Raw genomic sequence first — 16,911 nt, 5'->3', positions numbered from 1 at the left:
GACGGGGGCTTCAGCGCCTGAGCGCGGTGACCGTGGCGCCGGCATCGTCTTCGCCGGCGACGAAGAGGCGCACGTCGCTGTCGCGCATCAGGCGGGCGAGATGGGCCGGGGGCTGTGCATCGGTGAACACCATGTCGACGTCGCGCAGATGCGCGACACGCACGATGGCCTCGGAGGTGAACTTGGAGTGGTCGAGCGCCACCAGACGCTTGCGCGAGATCTTCATCGCCGTAGCCGAGACGCCGATGTCGCGGAAGTCGAAATCCAGCAGATCGCCTTCTTCGCTGACGCCGCCGATGCCGAAGATGCCGTAGCCGACGCGGAACTTCTCGAGGAACTCACGGGTCGCCTCGCCGGTGGTGGCTTGGTCGTTGTGCTTCAGAACGCCGCCGGCAAGAATGATCTGAAAGTCGCGCTTGCGGTTCAGGATCATCGCCACGGTCAGGTGGTTGGTCACCACGGTGAGGCGGCGGTGGTCCAGCAGGGCCTCTGCGACCGCTTCCATGGTGGTGCCGATGTCGATGAAGATCGTGGCGCCCTCTGGAATCTGGGCGGCGACCATCTCTGCGATGCGTTGCTTTTCCGTCGGGTAGCGGCGCTTGCGCTTGCTGTAGTCGACGTCGCCGGCGACCGGCGGCAGCCCGGCGCCGCCGTGGTAGCGCGTCACCAGGCCGCGCTTTTCCAGATCGTTGAGGTCGCGGCGCACGGTCTGCTCGGACACGGCGAAGGACTTGGCGAGAGAACCGATGGAAACGAAGCCCCGGGCTTCCAGCAGGCTGAGTATGCGTCCGTGGCGTGAGGATATGCCGTCACGGGTATTCCCGATGCTGCTTCCCGGGTCGCCGAGAGACGTCATGACCGCGCGGCAGCTTTCTTCTTGACGGCCCCGGGCTGGCTATTGCCGTTGCCGTTTTCCGTCTTCGGCAGCTTGCCGGCGATGCCGTACTCGGCTTCGCGGCGCTCCATCTCGTGCCAGATCTCGGACGGCCGGATGCCCATCTCCGACAGCAGGACGACCCAGTTGTAGAGCAGGTCCACCGACTCGTGGATCACCTCATCACGGTTATTGATGACGCATTCCAGCGAGACCTCCGAGGCTTCTTCGACCAGCTTCTTGGCGATCTTGGTGCGACCGTCCGTGAACAGCTTGGCGGTGCGTGAGGTCTTGGGGTTGCCGCCGCGCTCCAGGGTCACCTGGGCATATAGCCGTTGGATGGCGTCGCTCATGATCGGGGCCGCTCCGCATTATGAAAGGTCGGGGCTCGCAACGCTCTGTCCCTTGGTGATCTTGATGTGTTCGACCAGCCGGCTTTCCGACAGTTCGCCGGCTCGCTCCAAGATAGAGTAAGCGGCGGAGGTCAAGTGGCTGTTGATGCGTTTCAGGTCGCGCAGCACGTCAAGATGCAGCGACGACGAGGTGATCGATTCCGGCCGGCGCGCACTGATGCGCTCGTAGTGGTTCTCGATGTACCGGCGTTCCAGCTCGCGCACCTGCGTTTTCTGGCGCAGCAGCTGGCGTGCCAGCTCTATGTCACCGGAGGCAAAGACGTTCATCGCCAGGTCCAGGTTGGCGACGATGCGCGCGTGGAAACTCTCCAGTTCGGCCATGCCGTCGCTGGAGAAGGCGGTGTGGTTCTTGATCTTCTTGCTGGCCAGCTCCATCAGGTTCTTGTCGATGATGTCGCCGATGTGTTCCAGGTTGGTGGTGAAGTTCAGGATCTCCACGCTGCGTGCGCTTTCCTGCGTATCCAATTCTTCGTTGTTGAGCTTCGTCAGGTACAGCTTGATGGCTTCGTGCAGTCGGTCGACGATGTCATCGGCCGCTTCGGTTTCCTTCTTCAGAGTCTCGTCATTGCTGCGCAGCACGGCGCCGGAGGCGAGCAGCATCTTCTTCACCTCGTCACCCATGCGCAGGGCTTCCCGCGTGGCACAGGTCAGAGCCACCGCCGGTGTGTCCAGGGTGCCGGGATCCAGGTATTTCGGCTGGCTCGGATCGTCGGCTACCACCTGGTCGGGCAACAGGCGGCTGATCAGCGCCGTCAATTGGTTCACGAAGGGTAGGAAGAGGACGGCGATCGCCAGGTTGAAGAGGGTGTGGAAGTTGGCGACGAGGCGTGCCGGCTCGGCGCCGAGCAGCGTCAGGTAGGGCATGATCCAATGCAGCATCGGCAGCACGGCCAGGACGCCGGCGGTGCGGATTATCAGGTTGCCCAGCGGCGGACGGCGGGCGGCCGCCGGCAAGGCCCAGGTCGCGGCCAGCGGCGTGATGGCGGCACCCAGGTTGGCGCCCAGCACCAGGGTCAGCGCCAGTGCCGGCGGGAACACCCCGGAGGCTGCCAGTGACATGATCAGCAGCACCATGGCTACCGAAGAGTGCGAAACCCAGGTGAACCCGGCGGCGACCAGCACCGCCAGCAGCGCCTCGTGGCTCAACGGCTCGACCAGCACGCCGAAAACCTGGGATTCGCGTAGCGGGGCAGAGGCATTGACGATGAGGTGCAGGGCCAGCAGCAAGAGGCCGAGGCCGAGGGTGATGCGCGCCAGGTTCTTGTGGCGGCTGCGCTTAGCAGCGAGGAAGCCGAAGACGCCGGCCGCAATCAGCAACGGCGACAGCCAGTCGAGCCCGAAGGAGAGCACCTGGACCACGACAGTGGTGCCGACGTCGGCGCCCAGGATGATGGCCAGGGCGGCGCCCCCGCCGATTAGCCCCTGGGCGGCAAAGGAGGTGATGATGAGGGTCGTCGCGGTGCCGCTCTGCAGGGCACTGGTGACGGCAAGGCCGGAGAGGAAGGCGGTGAAGCGAGATTTCGCCGAGATCGCCAGCAGCCGGCGCAGCTCGGCACCGAAGGAGCGGGTCACCCCCGTGCGCACCATGCGCACTCCCCAGAGCAGGAGAGCGACGCCGCCGACGATGCTAACGATGGTTTCCAACTCAGAGTCCCAGGGATTCCATGGATTTACGCCATGTAAGAAATCTTACATTTTCTGTCCGAGTCCGCAAGGACGTAGGCGGACCGTTCACAATCCCACCAGATATCGTGCGCCCAAATGGTTAACTCTTTGTTTTCGCGCGAATCGCCAGATCAAGAAGGCATGGTGGTCCGTGCAGCAGGGTAAGCCGGTGCTCCTGACGGTGGGTTTGTAACGACTCTTATGCGACATCGTTCCCGGCCAAGGAGCCCCTGGGCGGGATTCGCCGCAGCATTCCAATACGATGCCTTCATCCTCAGGGCTTTGCCGATCATCTGTAAAATCGTTATTTCAAATAGAAACGATAAATTGAAACGATAAGCCTGCCCTGGCGGACAAAGTCCTTGCCGGGGAACCGGAAATGCATCAATATGTGAGTGAACGTTCACTCACATATTGATCGATTGAGGAAAACCGATGGGTCGATCGACCGCTTCAGCCGCAGCCCCCGGCGTACCCAGGGGCGCGCGAACCCAAGAGAAGATCGAGCAGGTCGCCCTGGCGCTGTTTGCCGAAAAGGGCGTCGATCGCTCCACCATCGGCGACATCGCCCGCGCGGCGGGGATCGCGGAAGGCACCCTCTACCGCCACTACCTCAGCAAGGAGGAGTTGGTCTGGCAGCTCTTCTCGAGCAACTACCTGCGCCTGTCAGGAGAGCTCAATGCACTGCAAGCGGCACGCCGCGGACTGCGTGCCAAGCTCGGGGCCATGGTCGGCCAGTTCTGCGCCTTCTACGAGGAGGATCCGGACATGTTCCGCTTCCTGCTGCTGGTGCAGCACGGTCAGCTCGAACGGGTGACCGAGGACATGCAGACCCCGGTGAAGGTGCTGAAGGCAGTGATTGCGGCCGCCATGGCCGATGGGGAGATCCCCGAGCAGGACCCCGAGGTTGCCACCGCCATGGTGCTGGGCATGGTCCTGCAGGTCGCCGTTTTCAAAGTCTATGGTCGAGTCACCCGCCCGCTGGGCGACTTCGCCGAACGGCTCACCGAGGGCTGCTGGCAAGCCCTCGGTGGTGGCGCCGCAGGGCAGGAGGGCTGAAGCGATGCGCCGCTTCGTCACCCGCCGCCGCGCAGTGCTGCTGCTTGGCCTTGCCGCGCTGCTTGTGCTCGCCATCCAGCTGAACCGCACTCAGCTGTGGGAGGACCGGCAGGTCTACGCCGGCTGGCGCGTGCAGCAACATGTGGTGCTGGGGAATTGCCGCCTGCTCGACCGTGAGGACCGCACCCGCGCCCGCGGCTGGAACGACGCCTGTGCCGGGGCACTGGAAGAGGCAAAGCGCCGTGAGAGGCTCGCGCCGCGGAGCCGACACCTTGTGCTGCTGCTGCACGGCATGGGGCGCTCTACCTACTTGTTCCGTGACATGCAGCATGACCTGCGCGCCGCCGGCTACGAAGCGGTCGCCATCAGCTATCCCAGCCTCACCAGGGACATTGCCGGCCACGCCGACCAGGTCGAGGCATTGCTGCGTCGAGCGCAGGACGCCGAGCGCGTCTCCTTTGTCACCCACAGTCTGGGCGGCCTCGTCGTGCGGGAGCTGATAAACCGCGATGGCCTGTGGAACGACCAACGTCAACTCGGCCGCATCGTCATGCTGGCACCGCCCAACCAAGGCTCGGAACTTGCCGAGGTGCTGGAACTGCTGCCGCCCTATCACTGGATCGGCGGGCCGTCGGCCAGCGAGATTGCTGCCGGGCCGCCCTTCGCGCTGCCGCCTGAGAACGTCGAGATTGCGGTGATCGCCGGCGGCACGGCCGGCGGGGGCGGCTTCAACCCGCTCCTGTCAGGCAACAACGACGGCGTCGTGACGGTGGCCGAAACGGATCTGCCCGGCGTTCGCGACCGCCTGACGGTGCCCGCCCTTCATACGTTGATTGCTGCCTCACCCCAGACGATCGCCGCGACGCTGAATTTTCTCGAGAACGGGCGGCTGCGCTGAGCCGAGACCGCCCCTAAGGATCGAAAGCCATGTCGGACCGTACCTTGGATATCCTGAAGAGCCGCCGCTTCCTGCCGCTCTTCGTCACGCAGTTTCTCGGCGCCTTCAACGACAATCTGTTCAAGAACGCGCTGGTCATGCTCATCCTCTTCCGTCTTGCCGGCAGCGAGGAGGCGGGTGTGCTTGGCCTTGGCGGAGAGACGCTGGTGGCGATCGCCGGCGGTCTCTTCATTCTGCCGTTCTTCCTCTTCTCGGCCACCGCCGGCCAACTGGCCGATAAGTACGATAAGGCGAAGATGATTCGCGTGGTCAAGGTGGCAGAGGTCGCCATCATGGCCCTGGCCGCGACCGGATTTGCCTGGGGCCGGGCCGACTTTCTCATCGCCGTGCTGTTTCTCATGGGCACCCAGTCCACCTTCTTCGGCCCGTTGAAGTACGGCATTCTGCCGCAGCACCTCGTTCCCAAGGAATTGGTCGGCGGCAACGCCGTCATCGAGGCGGGCACCTTTCTCGCCATCCTGCTCGGCACCATCGCCGGCGGCCTGGTGATTCTGACCGACGACGGCACCACGCTGATCTCCGCCGGCGTCGTCGCCGTCGCCCTCTTGGGCTGGGCGGCGAGCCTTACCATCCCGCCGGCCCCGGCCACCGCGCCGGGCCTGAAAGTGAACTGGAACTTCATCGGCGAGACGCGGACCATCCTGAGCCACGCCGCCGCGCGGCGCGATATCTTCCTGTCCATTGTCGGCATTTCGTGGTTCTGGCTGGTCGGCGCGACCTTCATCCTGCTCTTCCCACCCTTTGCCAAGGATGTCCTGGGCGGCGACGAGACAGTGGTGACGCTGTTCCTCACGATCTTCTCTGTCGGCATCGGCATCGGCTCGATCGGCTGTGACCGCCTGCTGAAAGGCGAGATCTCGGCGCGCACCGTGCCTTTCGGCGCCCTCGGCATGGCCATCTTCTCCATCGATCTCTACTTCGCCAGCAGCGCCATGGTCCCGGCGGCGGAGACCTTGGGCGCGCTGGCCTTCCTCGGCCAGGCCGGGCACTGGCGCATCCTCGCCGACCTGCTGCTGATCTCGATCTGCGGCGGCCTCTACATCGTCCCCCTCTACGCCATCGTGCAGGCGCGCGCTGAGGCCGATCACCGCGCGCGCACCATCGCCGCCAACAATGTGATGAACGCGCTCTTCATGGTCGCCGGCGCCGGTGCCGCGGCGCTGCTCTTTGCGCTTGGCATGTCCGTCACCGGCGTGTTCCTGGTGATTGCCGCCGCCAACGTCATCGCCGCGTACTACGTGTGCAAGCTGTTGCCGCATGAACTGATGAAGGGCATTGCCGCCGGTATCCTGCGGCTCTTCTATCGGGTCGAGCTGCGCGGGCGCGGCAACCTCAAGGCGGCGGGCGACAAGGCGGTCATCGTGGTGAACCACGTCTCGTTCCTGGACGGCGCGCTGCTGGCCGCATTTCTGCCGGGCCGCCCGATGTTCGCCATTGATACCCACGTGGCGACGCGCTGGTGGGCGAAGCCCTTCCTCATCCTGGTCGAAGCCTTTCCGATGGACCCGACCTCGCCGCTGGCCACGCGCGCGCTCATCCGCGAGGTGGAGAAGGGCAAGCACTGCGTCATCTTTCCGGAGGGCCGTATTACCGTCACCGGCGCCTTGATGAAGGTCTACGAGGGGCCGGGGATGGTTGCGGACAAAGCGGACGCGCAGATTCTGCCGGTGCGCATCGACGGCGCGCAGTTCACCCACTTCTCGCGCCTCAAAGGCAAATTCCGCCTGCACCTTTTCCCGAAGATCACCATCACGGTCCTGCCGCCGCGCCGCTTCGCCATTCCGGCGGAGGCGCGCGGCCGCAAACGCCGCCAGCTGGCCGGCGATGCCCTCTACGAGGTAATGTCCGACATGATGTTCCGCATCCACCACCAGGAGCCGCGTACCCTTTTCCAGGCCCTGCTGGAGGCGCGGGCTCTGCACGGCGGCGGCAAGTCGGCGGTTGAGGACATCGAGCGCAAGCCGCTGACCTACGACCGCCTGGTGACCGGTGCCCTGGCGCTTGGTCGTCATATGGCGAAGGGGACCCGGCGCGGCGAGGTCGTCGGTCTCATGCTGCCCAGCGCAGCCGGCGCCGCGGTCAGCTTCTTTGCCCTGCAGGCCTTCGGGCGCGTGCCGGCGATGTTGAACTTCACCGCCGGCAGCGCCAGCTTGCTGTCAGCCTGCCGCACGGCGGCGATTGACACGGTCTATACGTCGCGCCGCTTTATCGCCCAGGCCAAGCTGGAAGAGGTGGCCGCGGCCCTCGAAGGCCAGCTGAAGGTCGTCTACCTGGAGGACCTGCGCCGCAAGATCGGCGTCTTCTCGAAGCTCTACGGTCTTATCGGCCGCTTTTTCGCCGGCGCGATCCACGCCCGTGTCTGCGGGCCGCGCGGCCACGATCCCAACGCGCCGGCCATGGTGTTGTTCACCTCCGGCTCCGAAGGCGAGCCCAAGGGTGTGGTGCTGAGCCACGATAACCTGCTGGCCAACTGCCGCCAGCTTGCCGCGCGCATCGACTTCAACCCGACCGACAGCGTGTTCAATGCCCTGCCGGTGTTTCATTCCTTCGGTTTGACGGGCGGCATGCTGCTGCCGCTGTTCTCCGGCGTGAGGACCTTCATGTATCCCTCGCCGCTGCACTACCGCATCGTGCCGGTGCTGGCATACGACACCAACGCCACCATCATGTTCGGTACCGACACGTTCCTAGCCGGTTATGCCCGCATGGCGCATCCCTACGATTTCTATGCCATGCGCTACGTCTTCGCCGGCGCCGAGCGGGTGCGCGATGAGACCCGCCGCATCTGGATGGAGAAGTTCGGCCTGCGCATTCTGGAGGGCTATGGCGCAACCGAGTGCTCTCCTGTGATCGCGGTGAACTCCGCCATGCATTTCAAGGCCGGCACGGTCGGCCGCCTGCTGCCGGGCATTCATCACCGCCTGGAGGAGGTGCCAGGCGTCGAGGAAGGCGGACGGCTGCTGGTGGCCGGCCCGAACGTCATGCTGGGATACCTGAAGTCCGAAAACCCAGGCTCGCTGGAGCCGCCGCCGGACGGCTGGTACGACACCGGCGACATCGTCGATATCGATGCCGAGGGCTACGTCACCATCCTCGGGCGCGCAAAGCGCTTCGCCAAGGTCGCTGGCGAGATGGTCTCGCTCGGCGCCGTGGAGAACCTCGTCAGCGCGCTGTGGCCGGACGAGATGCATGCAGTGGTCTCCCTGCCGGATGCACGCAAAGGCGAGCAACTCGTTCTGCTGACAGAGCGCCCCGAGGCGCCGCGCGAGGCGATCTCCGCCTTCGCGCGCCAGCAGGGGGCCAGCGAACTGATGGTGCCGCGCCAGATCTTCTGCATCGATAAGCTGCCGCTGCTGGGCACCGGTAAGACCGACTATCCCGCCGCCAAGGCGCAGGCCGAGGAACTCGTCGGCGGCGGCGGGCACACGGGCACGGCCTGAGGCGCCGGCATCGGCAAACTGCGACCAGGCCCGCCTGGAGGGGGGCCGATTGCTTCCCCTGCTCGGTCGGGCCGGCGCTGGAAGCTGTACCCGAGCGGATCCGCTGGACCGCGCTGCGGCGGCCAAATCTTGGGCGACGCGCTACCCCTTCTTCGTGCTATGCTCACAGGCAAACCGCAGGGAGGGCCGCCGGTGCCGACAGGACCGGCAGGACCCGCAGATAAGCGGAGGGGGTGCAGGGTGTCACAAAGGGTCCTTGTCGTAGAAGACGAGCCGAATATCGTCGAGTCCCTCAGCTTTCTAATGAAGCAGGAGGGGTTCGACGTGAGCGTGGCCAACGACGGCGCCACGGCGCTGCGGCTCGTCGAGACCGAGATGCCGGACTTGGTGGTATTGGACGTCATGCTGCCGCGGCGCGACGGCTACGACGTTTGCAGGGCCATCCGCGCCAACCGCCGCCTCGACGGCGTGCGGATCATGATGCTATCCGCCAAGGGCAGGGAGCTCGACCGCCGCAAGGGCATAGAATTGGGTGCCGACGACTACGTGACCAAGCCTTTCTCGACCCGCGAGCTGGTCGGCCGCGTGCGGTCCCTGCTCGGTCTTGCCGACTAGGCGCCGAGGATGAACCGCCTGCGCCGCAATGGCGAATGGTCGGTAGTGCTCTTCGTCGTGGCGCTGCTGGTCTTCAATCCGCCGGTCCTCTCGATCTTCTCCGTCCCGGATCTGCTGTTCGGCATTCCGACACTGTACCTCTACATCTTCGTTGCCTGGGGTGGCGTAATCGTGCTTCTGGCTTTCAACGTCTCCCGTCTCATCGAGTCGGAAAGCCCGCCGCCGCTGAGAATCCCCGGCCCGCCGCCGGAGACTCTGCGGCCGGGTGATGACGACGTGGTCGGCGATGGCAGCGGCGAGAGGAGTGGAAGCGAGCGCCGCGACGAGGGGAGCTACTAGCCATGCTCTCCGCTTCCGGCATCATCGCCGTCGCCTTCGGCTACCTTTGCCTGTTGTTCGCCATCGCGTACTACGCGGACAAGCGGGCCGACGCCGGGCGCAGCATCATCCGCAGCCCGTGGATCTACACCCTCTCCATTGCGGTGTTCTGTACCTCCTGGACCTTCTATGGCTCGGTCGGCCGCGCGGCATCCGGGGGTATCCACTTTCTGCCGATCTACCTCGGCCCGACGCTGGTGTTTCTCCTGTGGTGGTTCATCATCCGCAAGATCATCCGCATCAGCAAGGCGCACCGCATCACCTCCATCGCCGACTTCATCTCCTCGCGCTACGGCAAGTCCACCAGCCTTGGAGCGCTGGTCACGGTCATAGCGGTTGTCGGCATCATTCCCTATATCTCGCTGCAGCTGAAGGCGGTCTCGACCTCTTTCAACGTGCTGCGCCAGTACCCCGTGGTGGCGATGCCGCTGCAGGAGAATGTACCGCTGTTGGCCGACACGGCACTCTGGGTCGCACTGATCATGGCGGTCTTCGCCATCCTCTTCGGCACACGCCACATCGATGCCTCGGAGCACCACGAGGGGATGGTTGCCGCCGTCGCCTTCGAATCCCTGGTGAAGCTGATCGCCTTCCTTGCCGTCGGTATCTTCGTCACCTTCGGCGTCAACGATGGTTTCGGTGATCTGTTCCGCCGCGCGGCGGCCGACGAGACGATCTCGCAGCTCTTCTTCATCGGCTCGGGTGGCAGCTATCTGCAGTGGATCACACTGACACTGCTGTCCATGGCGGCAATCATCTGCCTGCCGCGCCAGTTCCAGGTGACGGTGGTTGAGAACGTGAACGAGCGCCACCTGGCCCGCGCGGTATGGCTGTTCCCGCTCTACATGCTGGTCATCAACATCTTCGTTCTGCCCATCGCGGTCAGCGGACTGCTGCACTTTCCGGCGGGACTGGTCGACGCCGATACCTTCGTGCTGACGATTCCCATGAAGGAGCGCGCCGAATTCCTCGCGCTCTTTGCCTTTATCGGCGGCCTCTCGGCGGCCACCGGCATGGTCATCGTTGCCGCCATCGCGCTGTCGACCATGATCTGCAACGATCTCATCATGCCGGCCTTGCTCCGCATTTCCTGGCTGCGCATGACCGAGCGCGGCGACCTTTCGGTGCTGCTGCTGCGCATCCGCCGCTTTGCTATCGTGGCGATCCTGCTGCTGTCTTTCGCCTACTTCCGCTTCATCGGCCAACCTGAGGCGCTGGTCACCATCGGCCTGGTCTCCTTCGCCGCGGCGGCGCAGTTCGCCCCGGCGATCATCGGTGGTATCTTCTGGAAGGGCGGCTCGCGCCTCGGTGCGCTGACCGGGCTGACGCTCGGCTTCGTCATCTGGGGCTATACTCTGCTGCTGCCGTCTTTCGCGCGGCCGGGCTGGCTGCCGACCGCCTTCATCGAATACGGTCCGCTCGGCATCGCCTTGCTGAAGCCCTATGCGCTCTTCGGCCTGCAGGGTCTGGACAGCCTGTCGCACGCCATGTTCTGGAGCATGCTGGCCAACATCGGCGGCTACGTGATCGTTTCTCTGTTGGCACGCCAAAGCGCCATCGAGCGTATCCAGGCGGTGCTCTTCGTCGACGTCTTCCGCCATTCCGGCGCGCAGAGCGGCTCGCACTTCTGGCGCGGCTCGGCCACAGTGCCCGACCTCAAGAACCTGGTGGCGCGCTTCATCGGCCCGGGCCGTGCCGAGCGGGCCTTTGCCGACTACGGGCGCATCCACGGCCTCAGCCTGACCAAGATGCGCGAGGCCGACGCCGGGCTGGTCAGCTTCACCGAACGTCTTCTGGCCGGCGCTATCGGTGCCGCTTCGGCCCGTGTCATGGTCGCCTCGGTCGCCAAGGGCGAGGTGCTGGGCATCGAGGAGGTCATGGAAATCCTGGAGGAGACCTCGCAGGTCATCGAGTACAGCCATGGCCTGGAACAGAAGTCTCGGGAGCTCGAGGCGCTGACGGCGGAGTTGCGCGGGGCCAACGAGCGCCTGCAGGAACTCGACCGGATGAAGGACGAATTCCTCTCCACAGTCAGCCATGAGTTGCGCACGCCGCTGACCTCTATCCGCTCGTTCAGCGAGATCCTCTTCGACAATCCCGATCTCGGCCTCGGCGATCGCCGCAAATTCCTCGCTGTCATCGTGAAGGAAAGCGAGCGCCTGACCCGCCTTATCAACCAGATCCTCGACCTTGCGAAGATGGAGGCCGGCAGCATCGACTGGCAGATGGAGTACCTCGACCCGCGCTCGGTGGTGGAGGAGGCGATTGCTGTCACATCGGCTCTCTTTGCCGAGAAGTCGGCGCGCCTGGAGGTGCAGATCGCCCGCGACCTGCCGATGGTCTATGCCGACCGCGACCGCCTCATCCAGGTGCTGGTGAACCTGCTCTCCAACGCCGCAAAGTTCTGCGACGACAAGGTCGGCTATGTGATGGTGACCGTCGAGGGCCGGCCCGACGGTCTGCAGATCGCGGTCGCCGACAACGGCCGCGGGGTGCCGCCCGAGAACCGCCAGATCATTTTCGAGAAGTTCCAGCAGGCCAGCACCAACCTGACCGACAAGCCGCGCGGTACGGGCCTGGGCCTCACCATTTCGCGCCAGATCATTGACCACTTCGGCGGACGGATCTGGGTGGAAGCTGCAGCCGGGAGCGGTGCCCGCTTCTGCATGGTGCTGCCCAAGCGCAAGGCGGTCGGGGTCTCCCAGGCGGTATAGGGGAGGCGGGCGGCAGAGGGGGTCTAGTGGCGGCGTGCGCCCCGCGTTGCGCCGGCCCAATTGCACCAGAGGGGCCGATGGGCTAAAAACCGCGCCCAGGACATCCTATCTAGGTCCCAGTCTACCCGACACCAGGGGTAACCCCAGAAATCGCCGGAGTTTTTATGGCTTCCTATCAGTACGTCTATCAGATGGACGGCGTGTCCAAGACCTTCCCGGGAGGCAAGCAGGTCCTGAAGGACATCAGGCTGTTCTTCCTGCCCGGCGCCAAGATCGGCGTGCTGGGCATGAACGGCTCCGGCAAGTCGACCCTGATGAAGGTCATGGCCGGCATCGACACCGAGATTAACGGCGAGGCGCGGGCCGCCGACGGCGTCAAGGTCGGCTACCTGCCGCAGGAGCCGGCGCTGGACCCCGCCAAGGACGTGGCCGGCAATGTCTTCGAGGGCGTCGCCGAGACCAAGGCGCTGCTCGACCGCTTCGAAGCGGTGAGCAACGCCTTCGCCGAGGCCGATCCGGACGAGATGGACCGGTTGATCGCCGAGCAGGCCGACCTGCAGGAGAAAATCGAGGCCGCCGACGCCTGGGATCTGGACCGCAAGGTGGAGATCGCCATGGACGCCCTGCGCTGTCCCCCGGGCGACAGCGACGTCACCAAGCTGTCGGGCGGCGAGCGCCGCCGTGTCGCGCTGTGCCAACTGTTGCTGAGCAAGCCCGACATGCTGCTGCTTGACGAGCCGACCAACCACCTGGATGCCGAGTCGGTGGCCTGGCTGGAGCGCTACCTGGAAGAATACCCCGGCACCGTGGTGGCGGTGACCCATGACCGCTACTTCCTCGACAATGTCGCCGGCTGGATTCTGGAACTCGACCGCGGCCGTGGCCTGCCCTTCGAGGGCAACTACTCCTCCTGGCTGGAGCAGAAGGAAAAGCGCCTGGCGCTGGAAGAGAAGACCGAGTCCGGCCGTCAGCGCGTCCTTAAGGAGGAACTGGAGTGGATCCGCCAGAGCCCGCGGGCGCGCCAGGCCAAGTCGAAGGCGCGCGTGCAGGCCTACGAGTCCTTGGTCGCCGAGGCTGCCGACAAGGCACCGGAGCCGGGCAGCATATCCATTCCGCCGGGCCCGCGTCTCGGCGACCTGGTGATCGAGGCTCAGGGCCTCTCCAAGGCCTTCGGGGACAAGCTGCTGATCGACAATCTCAGCTTCAAGATCCCGCCGGGCGCCATCGTCGGCATCATCGGCCCTAACGGCGCCGGCAAGACGACGTTGTTCCGCCTCATCACCGGCCAGGAAAAGCCGGACAGCGGCACCTTGCGGGTCGGCGACACGGTAAAGCTCGGCTACGTCGACCAGAGCCGCGACTCTCTGGACGGCAAGAAGAACGTCTGGGAGGAAATCTCCGACGGTCTCGATATTATCCAGCTCGGCAAGCATCAGATGCAGTCGCGCGCCTATGTCGGCGCCTTCAACTTCCGTGGCAGCGACCAGCAGAAGAAGGTCGGCGTGCTGTCGGGCGGTGAGCGCAACCGCGTTCACTTGGCCAAGATGCTACGGGAAAGCGCCAACGTCCTGCTGCTCGACGAGCCGACCAACGACCTGGACGTCGACACCCTGCGCTCGTTGGAGGAGGCGATCAGCGGCTTCCCCGGCTGTGTGCTGGTGACTTCGCATGACCGTTGGTTCCTCGACCGCATCGCCACGCACATCCTCGCGTTCGAGGGCGACAGCCAAGTGGTGTGGTTCGAGGGGAACTACGAGTCCTACGAGGAAGACCGCCACCGCCGCCTTGGTTCCGCCGCCGACCAGCCGCACCGCATCAAGTACAAGCCGTTAACGCGCTAGAGTTCAGAGCGGCGCTATTCGCCGGCGCGCGCTTGCGGGTGCGCGCCGCACGGGCTTGCCGGTGAAGGCAACAGGCCCTCGGCGCGGAACCAGGCGATGGCATCGGCGAGGGAGTGACGCAGCGGACGCGGCTGCAGGCCCAGTTCCGAAAGCGCGCGGCTGTTGTCGAAGTGCATCGCATGGCGGGCGAGGCGGACTCCCGTCAACGGCGCGCGCGGCGGCTTGCCGGTCAGTCGGTCGGCAATAAACTCGTCGGCAGCGCTATAGGCATAGGCCAGCCAGTAGGGGATGCGCCGTCGCGGCATCGCCATACCCGAGAGGTCGGTCAACAGGCCCAGCAAACTGCTCATCGTCAGGTTGTCGCCGCCCAGGATGTAGCGCCGGCCGACCCTGCCGTGCTCGGCCGCCAGCAGGTGGCCCAGTGCCACGTCGCGCACGTCGATCATGTTGAAGGCGGTTTCCAGGTAGGCGGGTGTGCGGCCGGTGAGAAAATCAAGCAGCATGCGCGAGGGTGGAGTCAGCAGGCGGTCGCCTGGGCCGATCGGCAGTGTCGGATTTACCACCACGACAGGCAGACCGCGCGCGGCCGCATCCAGCGCGGCGCGCTCGGCGAGAAACTTGGATCGGCAGTAGGGCCCAGGCATGTCTTCGACGCGCAGTGCGGCGCTCTCGTCAATCATGCCGCCGCTGACGGCGCCGCGCAGTCCGGCAAGGATCGATTCGGTCGAGGTGTAGACCACGCGCTCGGCCCGGTGGCGTTCGGCGGCGGCCAGCACGTTCAGCGTGCCCCCCAGATTGACGCGTTCGAAGGTGGACTTGTCCAGCGCCCAGAGATTGGGATCGGCAGCAAGATGGTAGACGCGGCCGACTCCGGTCATGGCGGCGTCAACCGCGGCGGGGTCGGTGATATCGGCCTGCCGGAACTCGATGCCTTCACGCGGCACGCCGGCGAAGGCGAGGCTGCCCGGAGCGGGCCGGCGCCGGTCGAGGACGCGCACCTTCTCACCGCGCGCCACGAGCAGGCGCACCAAATGCTGTCCGATGAATCCGCATCCTCCAGTGACCAGCGAAGGCCGCATGGTGCCGAATCTCCCAATCTCCGGCGCTTCCCGCATGAGGGACGGCGGGGACAGACTTGGACTTGCCACGCCGCGCACGAGGCGCCGCCGCAGCGTGGCGGTGATCTTGGGTTACGGACGGCCCCCCTCAGAGGCGGTCTGCGTAGCGGCAACGGCCCCGATTGCCGTTGGTTGCACTACCCGGGGTATTTAGCCCGCGTTTGGCGCTGCTGAGAAGCGCGCCGTGCGGGCTACACCCAATGCGTCGGCGGCTGAAAAGCCTTCAATATTGCCGGCGCGGCTTAGTTGTTCTGGGGGGCAAAAGCGCCGCGCGCGACTTTTTCGCGCAGAGCATCGGTCAGCGGCGGCAACTGGCCGCCGTTGCTCTTCAGGACCGCGCTGTACTCGGAGCGGTAGGTGATGGCCATGCTGACGCCCTCGGCCACGATGTCGAGGATCTTGAAGTCACCGTTGGCCTCGCGCACCCGCCAGCGCACCTGGTAGGGCTCACCCCCCTGCTGCCGGGAGATGCGGGAGTCGATGAGCGCCATGTTCTCGTTGTTGCCGTCCGGTGTCACCGTGCCGATTTGGAAGCGTTCGCTGCTGTTCTCGGCCAGTAGTGGCAGGAAGCGCTGCACCATGGCGTCCTCGAAGACAGCGAGGAAAGCCTTGCGATCCGCCTCCGAGGCGTTGCGCCAGTAGCGTCCGATGACGAATTGACCGATCGCCGGCACGTCGAAGTTCTCGTTGAACAGCTTACGGAAGTTCTCTTCCTTTTCCTTCTCGCTGATCGAATCGTCACCCAGGCGTGAGGCGGCTTTTTCCTGCAGCGCGGCAAGGAAGGTCGCAGCCTGCTTGGTGTCAAGGGCAGGCGCTACGGTAGGCAGCAGGCAGACGGCCACCAGCGCCAGGACGACGGGGACGAGGAGAGATCGCGAAACGCGGAACCGCATAAAATTACTCCAGGGACGAAGAGCTCTGCCCGGGGATCGCGCTGAAATTCGGCGTCTCGCCGCTGGGCGCGCCGTTACTGATCTCGTTTTCCCGGTGCTGGCGGTAGAGGGAACGGATACGCGCATAGAAGTCGAGTGAGTCGGCCCTGAGGCTGTCCAACTCGTCGATGGAGCGCGAACGATAGTCGATGCCGGTGGCCACCGCGCGTCCCAGGTTGAACTCCTGCGGCGCGAGGTAGGTCAGGGGATCGAGGAAGATGTCGACGATGCGACCACTGCCGTCGCGCAGCGACGACGGGCCGAGCACCGGCAGCACGAGGTAGAAGCCTTCGCCGGCACCGTAGGTACCCAAGGTCTGGCCGAAATCCTCCTCGTGGTAGGCGAAGCCGGACTCGGCGGCGATGTCGAAGACGCCCAGCATGCCGATGGTTGAATTGATGAAGAAGCGGGTGAAGGTGACCTCCGCGCGTTCCAGGTCGCCCTGCAGCAGGTCGTTGGCCAGGATCACCGGGCTGCGCAGGTTGCGCAGGAAGTTGCGCACGGAATTGCGCACGCCGGTCGGCACAATGTAGCGGTAGGTCACTGCCACCGGCCGGATGATCATGAAGTCCAGCGCCTCGTTGAAGGCGAAGAACATGCGGTTGGGAATTTCCAGCGGGTCATTGTCGCCCGGCTCGGCGCCGAATTCGCCGGACTCGGTCTCAGCCCAGGCGTCCGAGCCGTCGGAGGAGGTCTGGGCGACCTGTGTGAATGCCGGATCGCCAGGTTGCCGGCCGGCCGTCTCCGGGTTAGCCGCACAGGCGCCGAGAAAACCGGAGACAACGATGACGCCAACCAGAGTCCGCAGATGCCGCGGAGCCGACGAATTCACCAAACCGCTCAACAATTCCTTACCCCCGATAAAGGCACAAATCCGCATATATGGGCGGAACTGGCAGTCTCT

The 16,911-nt window shown here is 65.1% G+C and carries 13 protein-coding genes; 7 read left to right on the top strand and 6 right to left on the bottom strand.

Translation table 11 applies throughout. The features are described 5' to 3' along the window. Positions 1-10: 10 nt before the first annotated feature. Genes WDC82_RS01400 through WDC82_RS01390 form a run of 3 tightly spaced genes read right to left on the bottom strand, consistent with a single transcriptional unit; the run spans position 11 to position 2,931 of the window. A complete protein-coding gene (locus WDC82_RS01400; RefSeq protein WP_340115457.1) occupies positions 11-856 on the bottom strand; it encodes a DeoR/GlpR family DNA-binding transcription regulator in 846 nt (281 codons plus the stop codon). Next, on the bottom strand, positions 853-1,227 hold the full coding sequence (hisE, locus tag WDC82_RS01395) for a phosphoribosyl-ATP diphosphatase (protein WP_340115456.1): 375 nt from the start codon (positions 1,225-1,227) through the stop codon (positions 853-855). Before hisE ends, WDC82_RS01400 begins: the two co-directional genes overlap by 4 nt. 18 nt (positions 1,228-1,245) lie before the next feature. Next, positions 1,246-2,931 (bottom strand): Na/Pi cotransporter family protein, encoded by a 1,686-nt coding sequence (locus tag WDC82_RS01390; RefSeq protein WP_340115454.1) that lies wholly within the window; start codon positions 2,929-2,931, stop codon positions 1,246-1,248. Positions 2,932-3,387: 456 nt separating this feature from the next. Between WDC82_RS01390 and WDC82_RS01385 the strand changes: the two genes are divergently transcribed. The 7 genes from WDC82_RS01385 to ettA all read left to right on the top strand — a co-directional run bounded on the left by WDC82_RS01385 (position 3,388) and on the right by ettA (position 13,957). Beyond that, positions 3,388-4,011, top strand: a complete 624-nt coding sequence (locus WDC82_RS01385; protein WP_340115452.1) for a TetR/AcrR family transcriptional regulator — start codon at positions 3,388-3,390, stop codon at positions 4,009-4,011. Between the two features lie 4 nt (positions 4,012-4,015). After that, positions 4,016-4,909: an alpha/beta fold hydrolase gene (locus tag WDC82_RS01380; RefSeq protein WP_340115450.1), complete on the top strand. Its 894-nt coding sequence runs from the start codon at positions 4,016-4,018 to the stop codon at positions 4,907-4,909. 29 nt (positions 4,910-4,938) lie between these two features. After that, entirely contained in the window at positions 4,939-8,409 is a 3,471-nt protein-coding gene (locus tag WDC82_RS01375) for an acyl-[ACP]--phospholipid O-acyltransferase (protein ID WP_340115448.1), read from the top strand. A gap of 240 nt (positions 8,410-8,649) precedes the next feature. Continuing rightward, a complete protein-coding gene (locus WDC82_RS01370) occupies positions 8,650-9,024 on the top strand; it encodes a response regulator (protein WP_340115447.1) in 375 nt (124 codons plus the stop codon). Between the two features lie 9 nt (positions 9,025-9,033). Next, entirely contained in the window at positions 9,034-9,363 is a 330-nt protein-coding gene (locus WDC82_RS01365) for a hypothetical protein (protein WP_340115446.1), read from the top strand. Positions 9,364-9,365: 2 nt separating this feature from the next. Further along, on the top strand, positions 9,366-12,116 hold the full coding sequence (locus WDC82_RS01360; RefSeq protein WP_340115445.1) for a sensor histidine kinase: 2,751 nt from the start codon (positions 9,366-9,368) through the stop codon (positions 12,114-12,116). A gap of 164 nt (positions 12,117-12,280) precedes the next feature. Further along, the gene (gene ettA, locus WDC82_RS01355; RefSeq protein WP_340115444.1) at positions 12,281-13,957 is read left to right on the top strand and encodes an energy-dependent translational throttle protein EttA; all 1,677 of its coding nucleotides are present in this window, start codon (positions 12,281-12,283) and stop codon (positions 13,955-13,957) included. A gap of 14 nt (positions 13,958-13,971) precedes the next feature. On the opposite strand, the gene WDC82_RS01350 is transcribed toward ettA, so the two are convergent. The 3 genes from WDC82_RS01350 to WDC82_RS01340 form a co-directional block, all read right to left on the bottom strand. Continuing rightward, on the bottom strand, positions 13,972-15,036 hold the full coding sequence (locus tag WDC82_RS01350; protein ID WP_340115442.1) for an NAD-dependent epimerase/dehydratase family protein: 1,065 nt from the start codon (positions 15,034-15,036) through the stop codon (positions 13,972-13,974). A gap of 281 nt (positions 15,037-15,317) precedes the next feature. After that, positions 15,318-15,968: an ABC transporter substrate-binding protein gene (locus tag WDC82_RS01345; protein WP_340115440.1), complete on the bottom strand. Its 651-nt coding sequence runs from the start codon at positions 15,966-15,968 to the stop codon at positions 15,318-15,320. Positions 15,969-15,972: 4 nt separating this feature from the next. After that, on the bottom strand, positions 15,973-16,839 hold the full coding sequence (locus WDC82_RS01340) for a VacJ family lipoprotein (protein ID WP_340115438.1): 867 nt from the start codon (positions 16,837-16,839) through the stop codon (positions 15,973-15,975). Between the last annotated feature and the right edge of the window lie 72 nt (positions 16,840-16,911).

This window comes from Pelagibius sp. 7325, from assembly GCF_037652055.1.
Lineage (GTDB): Bacteria > Pseudomonadota > Alphaproteobacteria > Kiloniellales > Kiloniellaceae > Pelagibius.
This window is presented reverse-complemented; position numbering and strand designations above follow the sequence as displayed.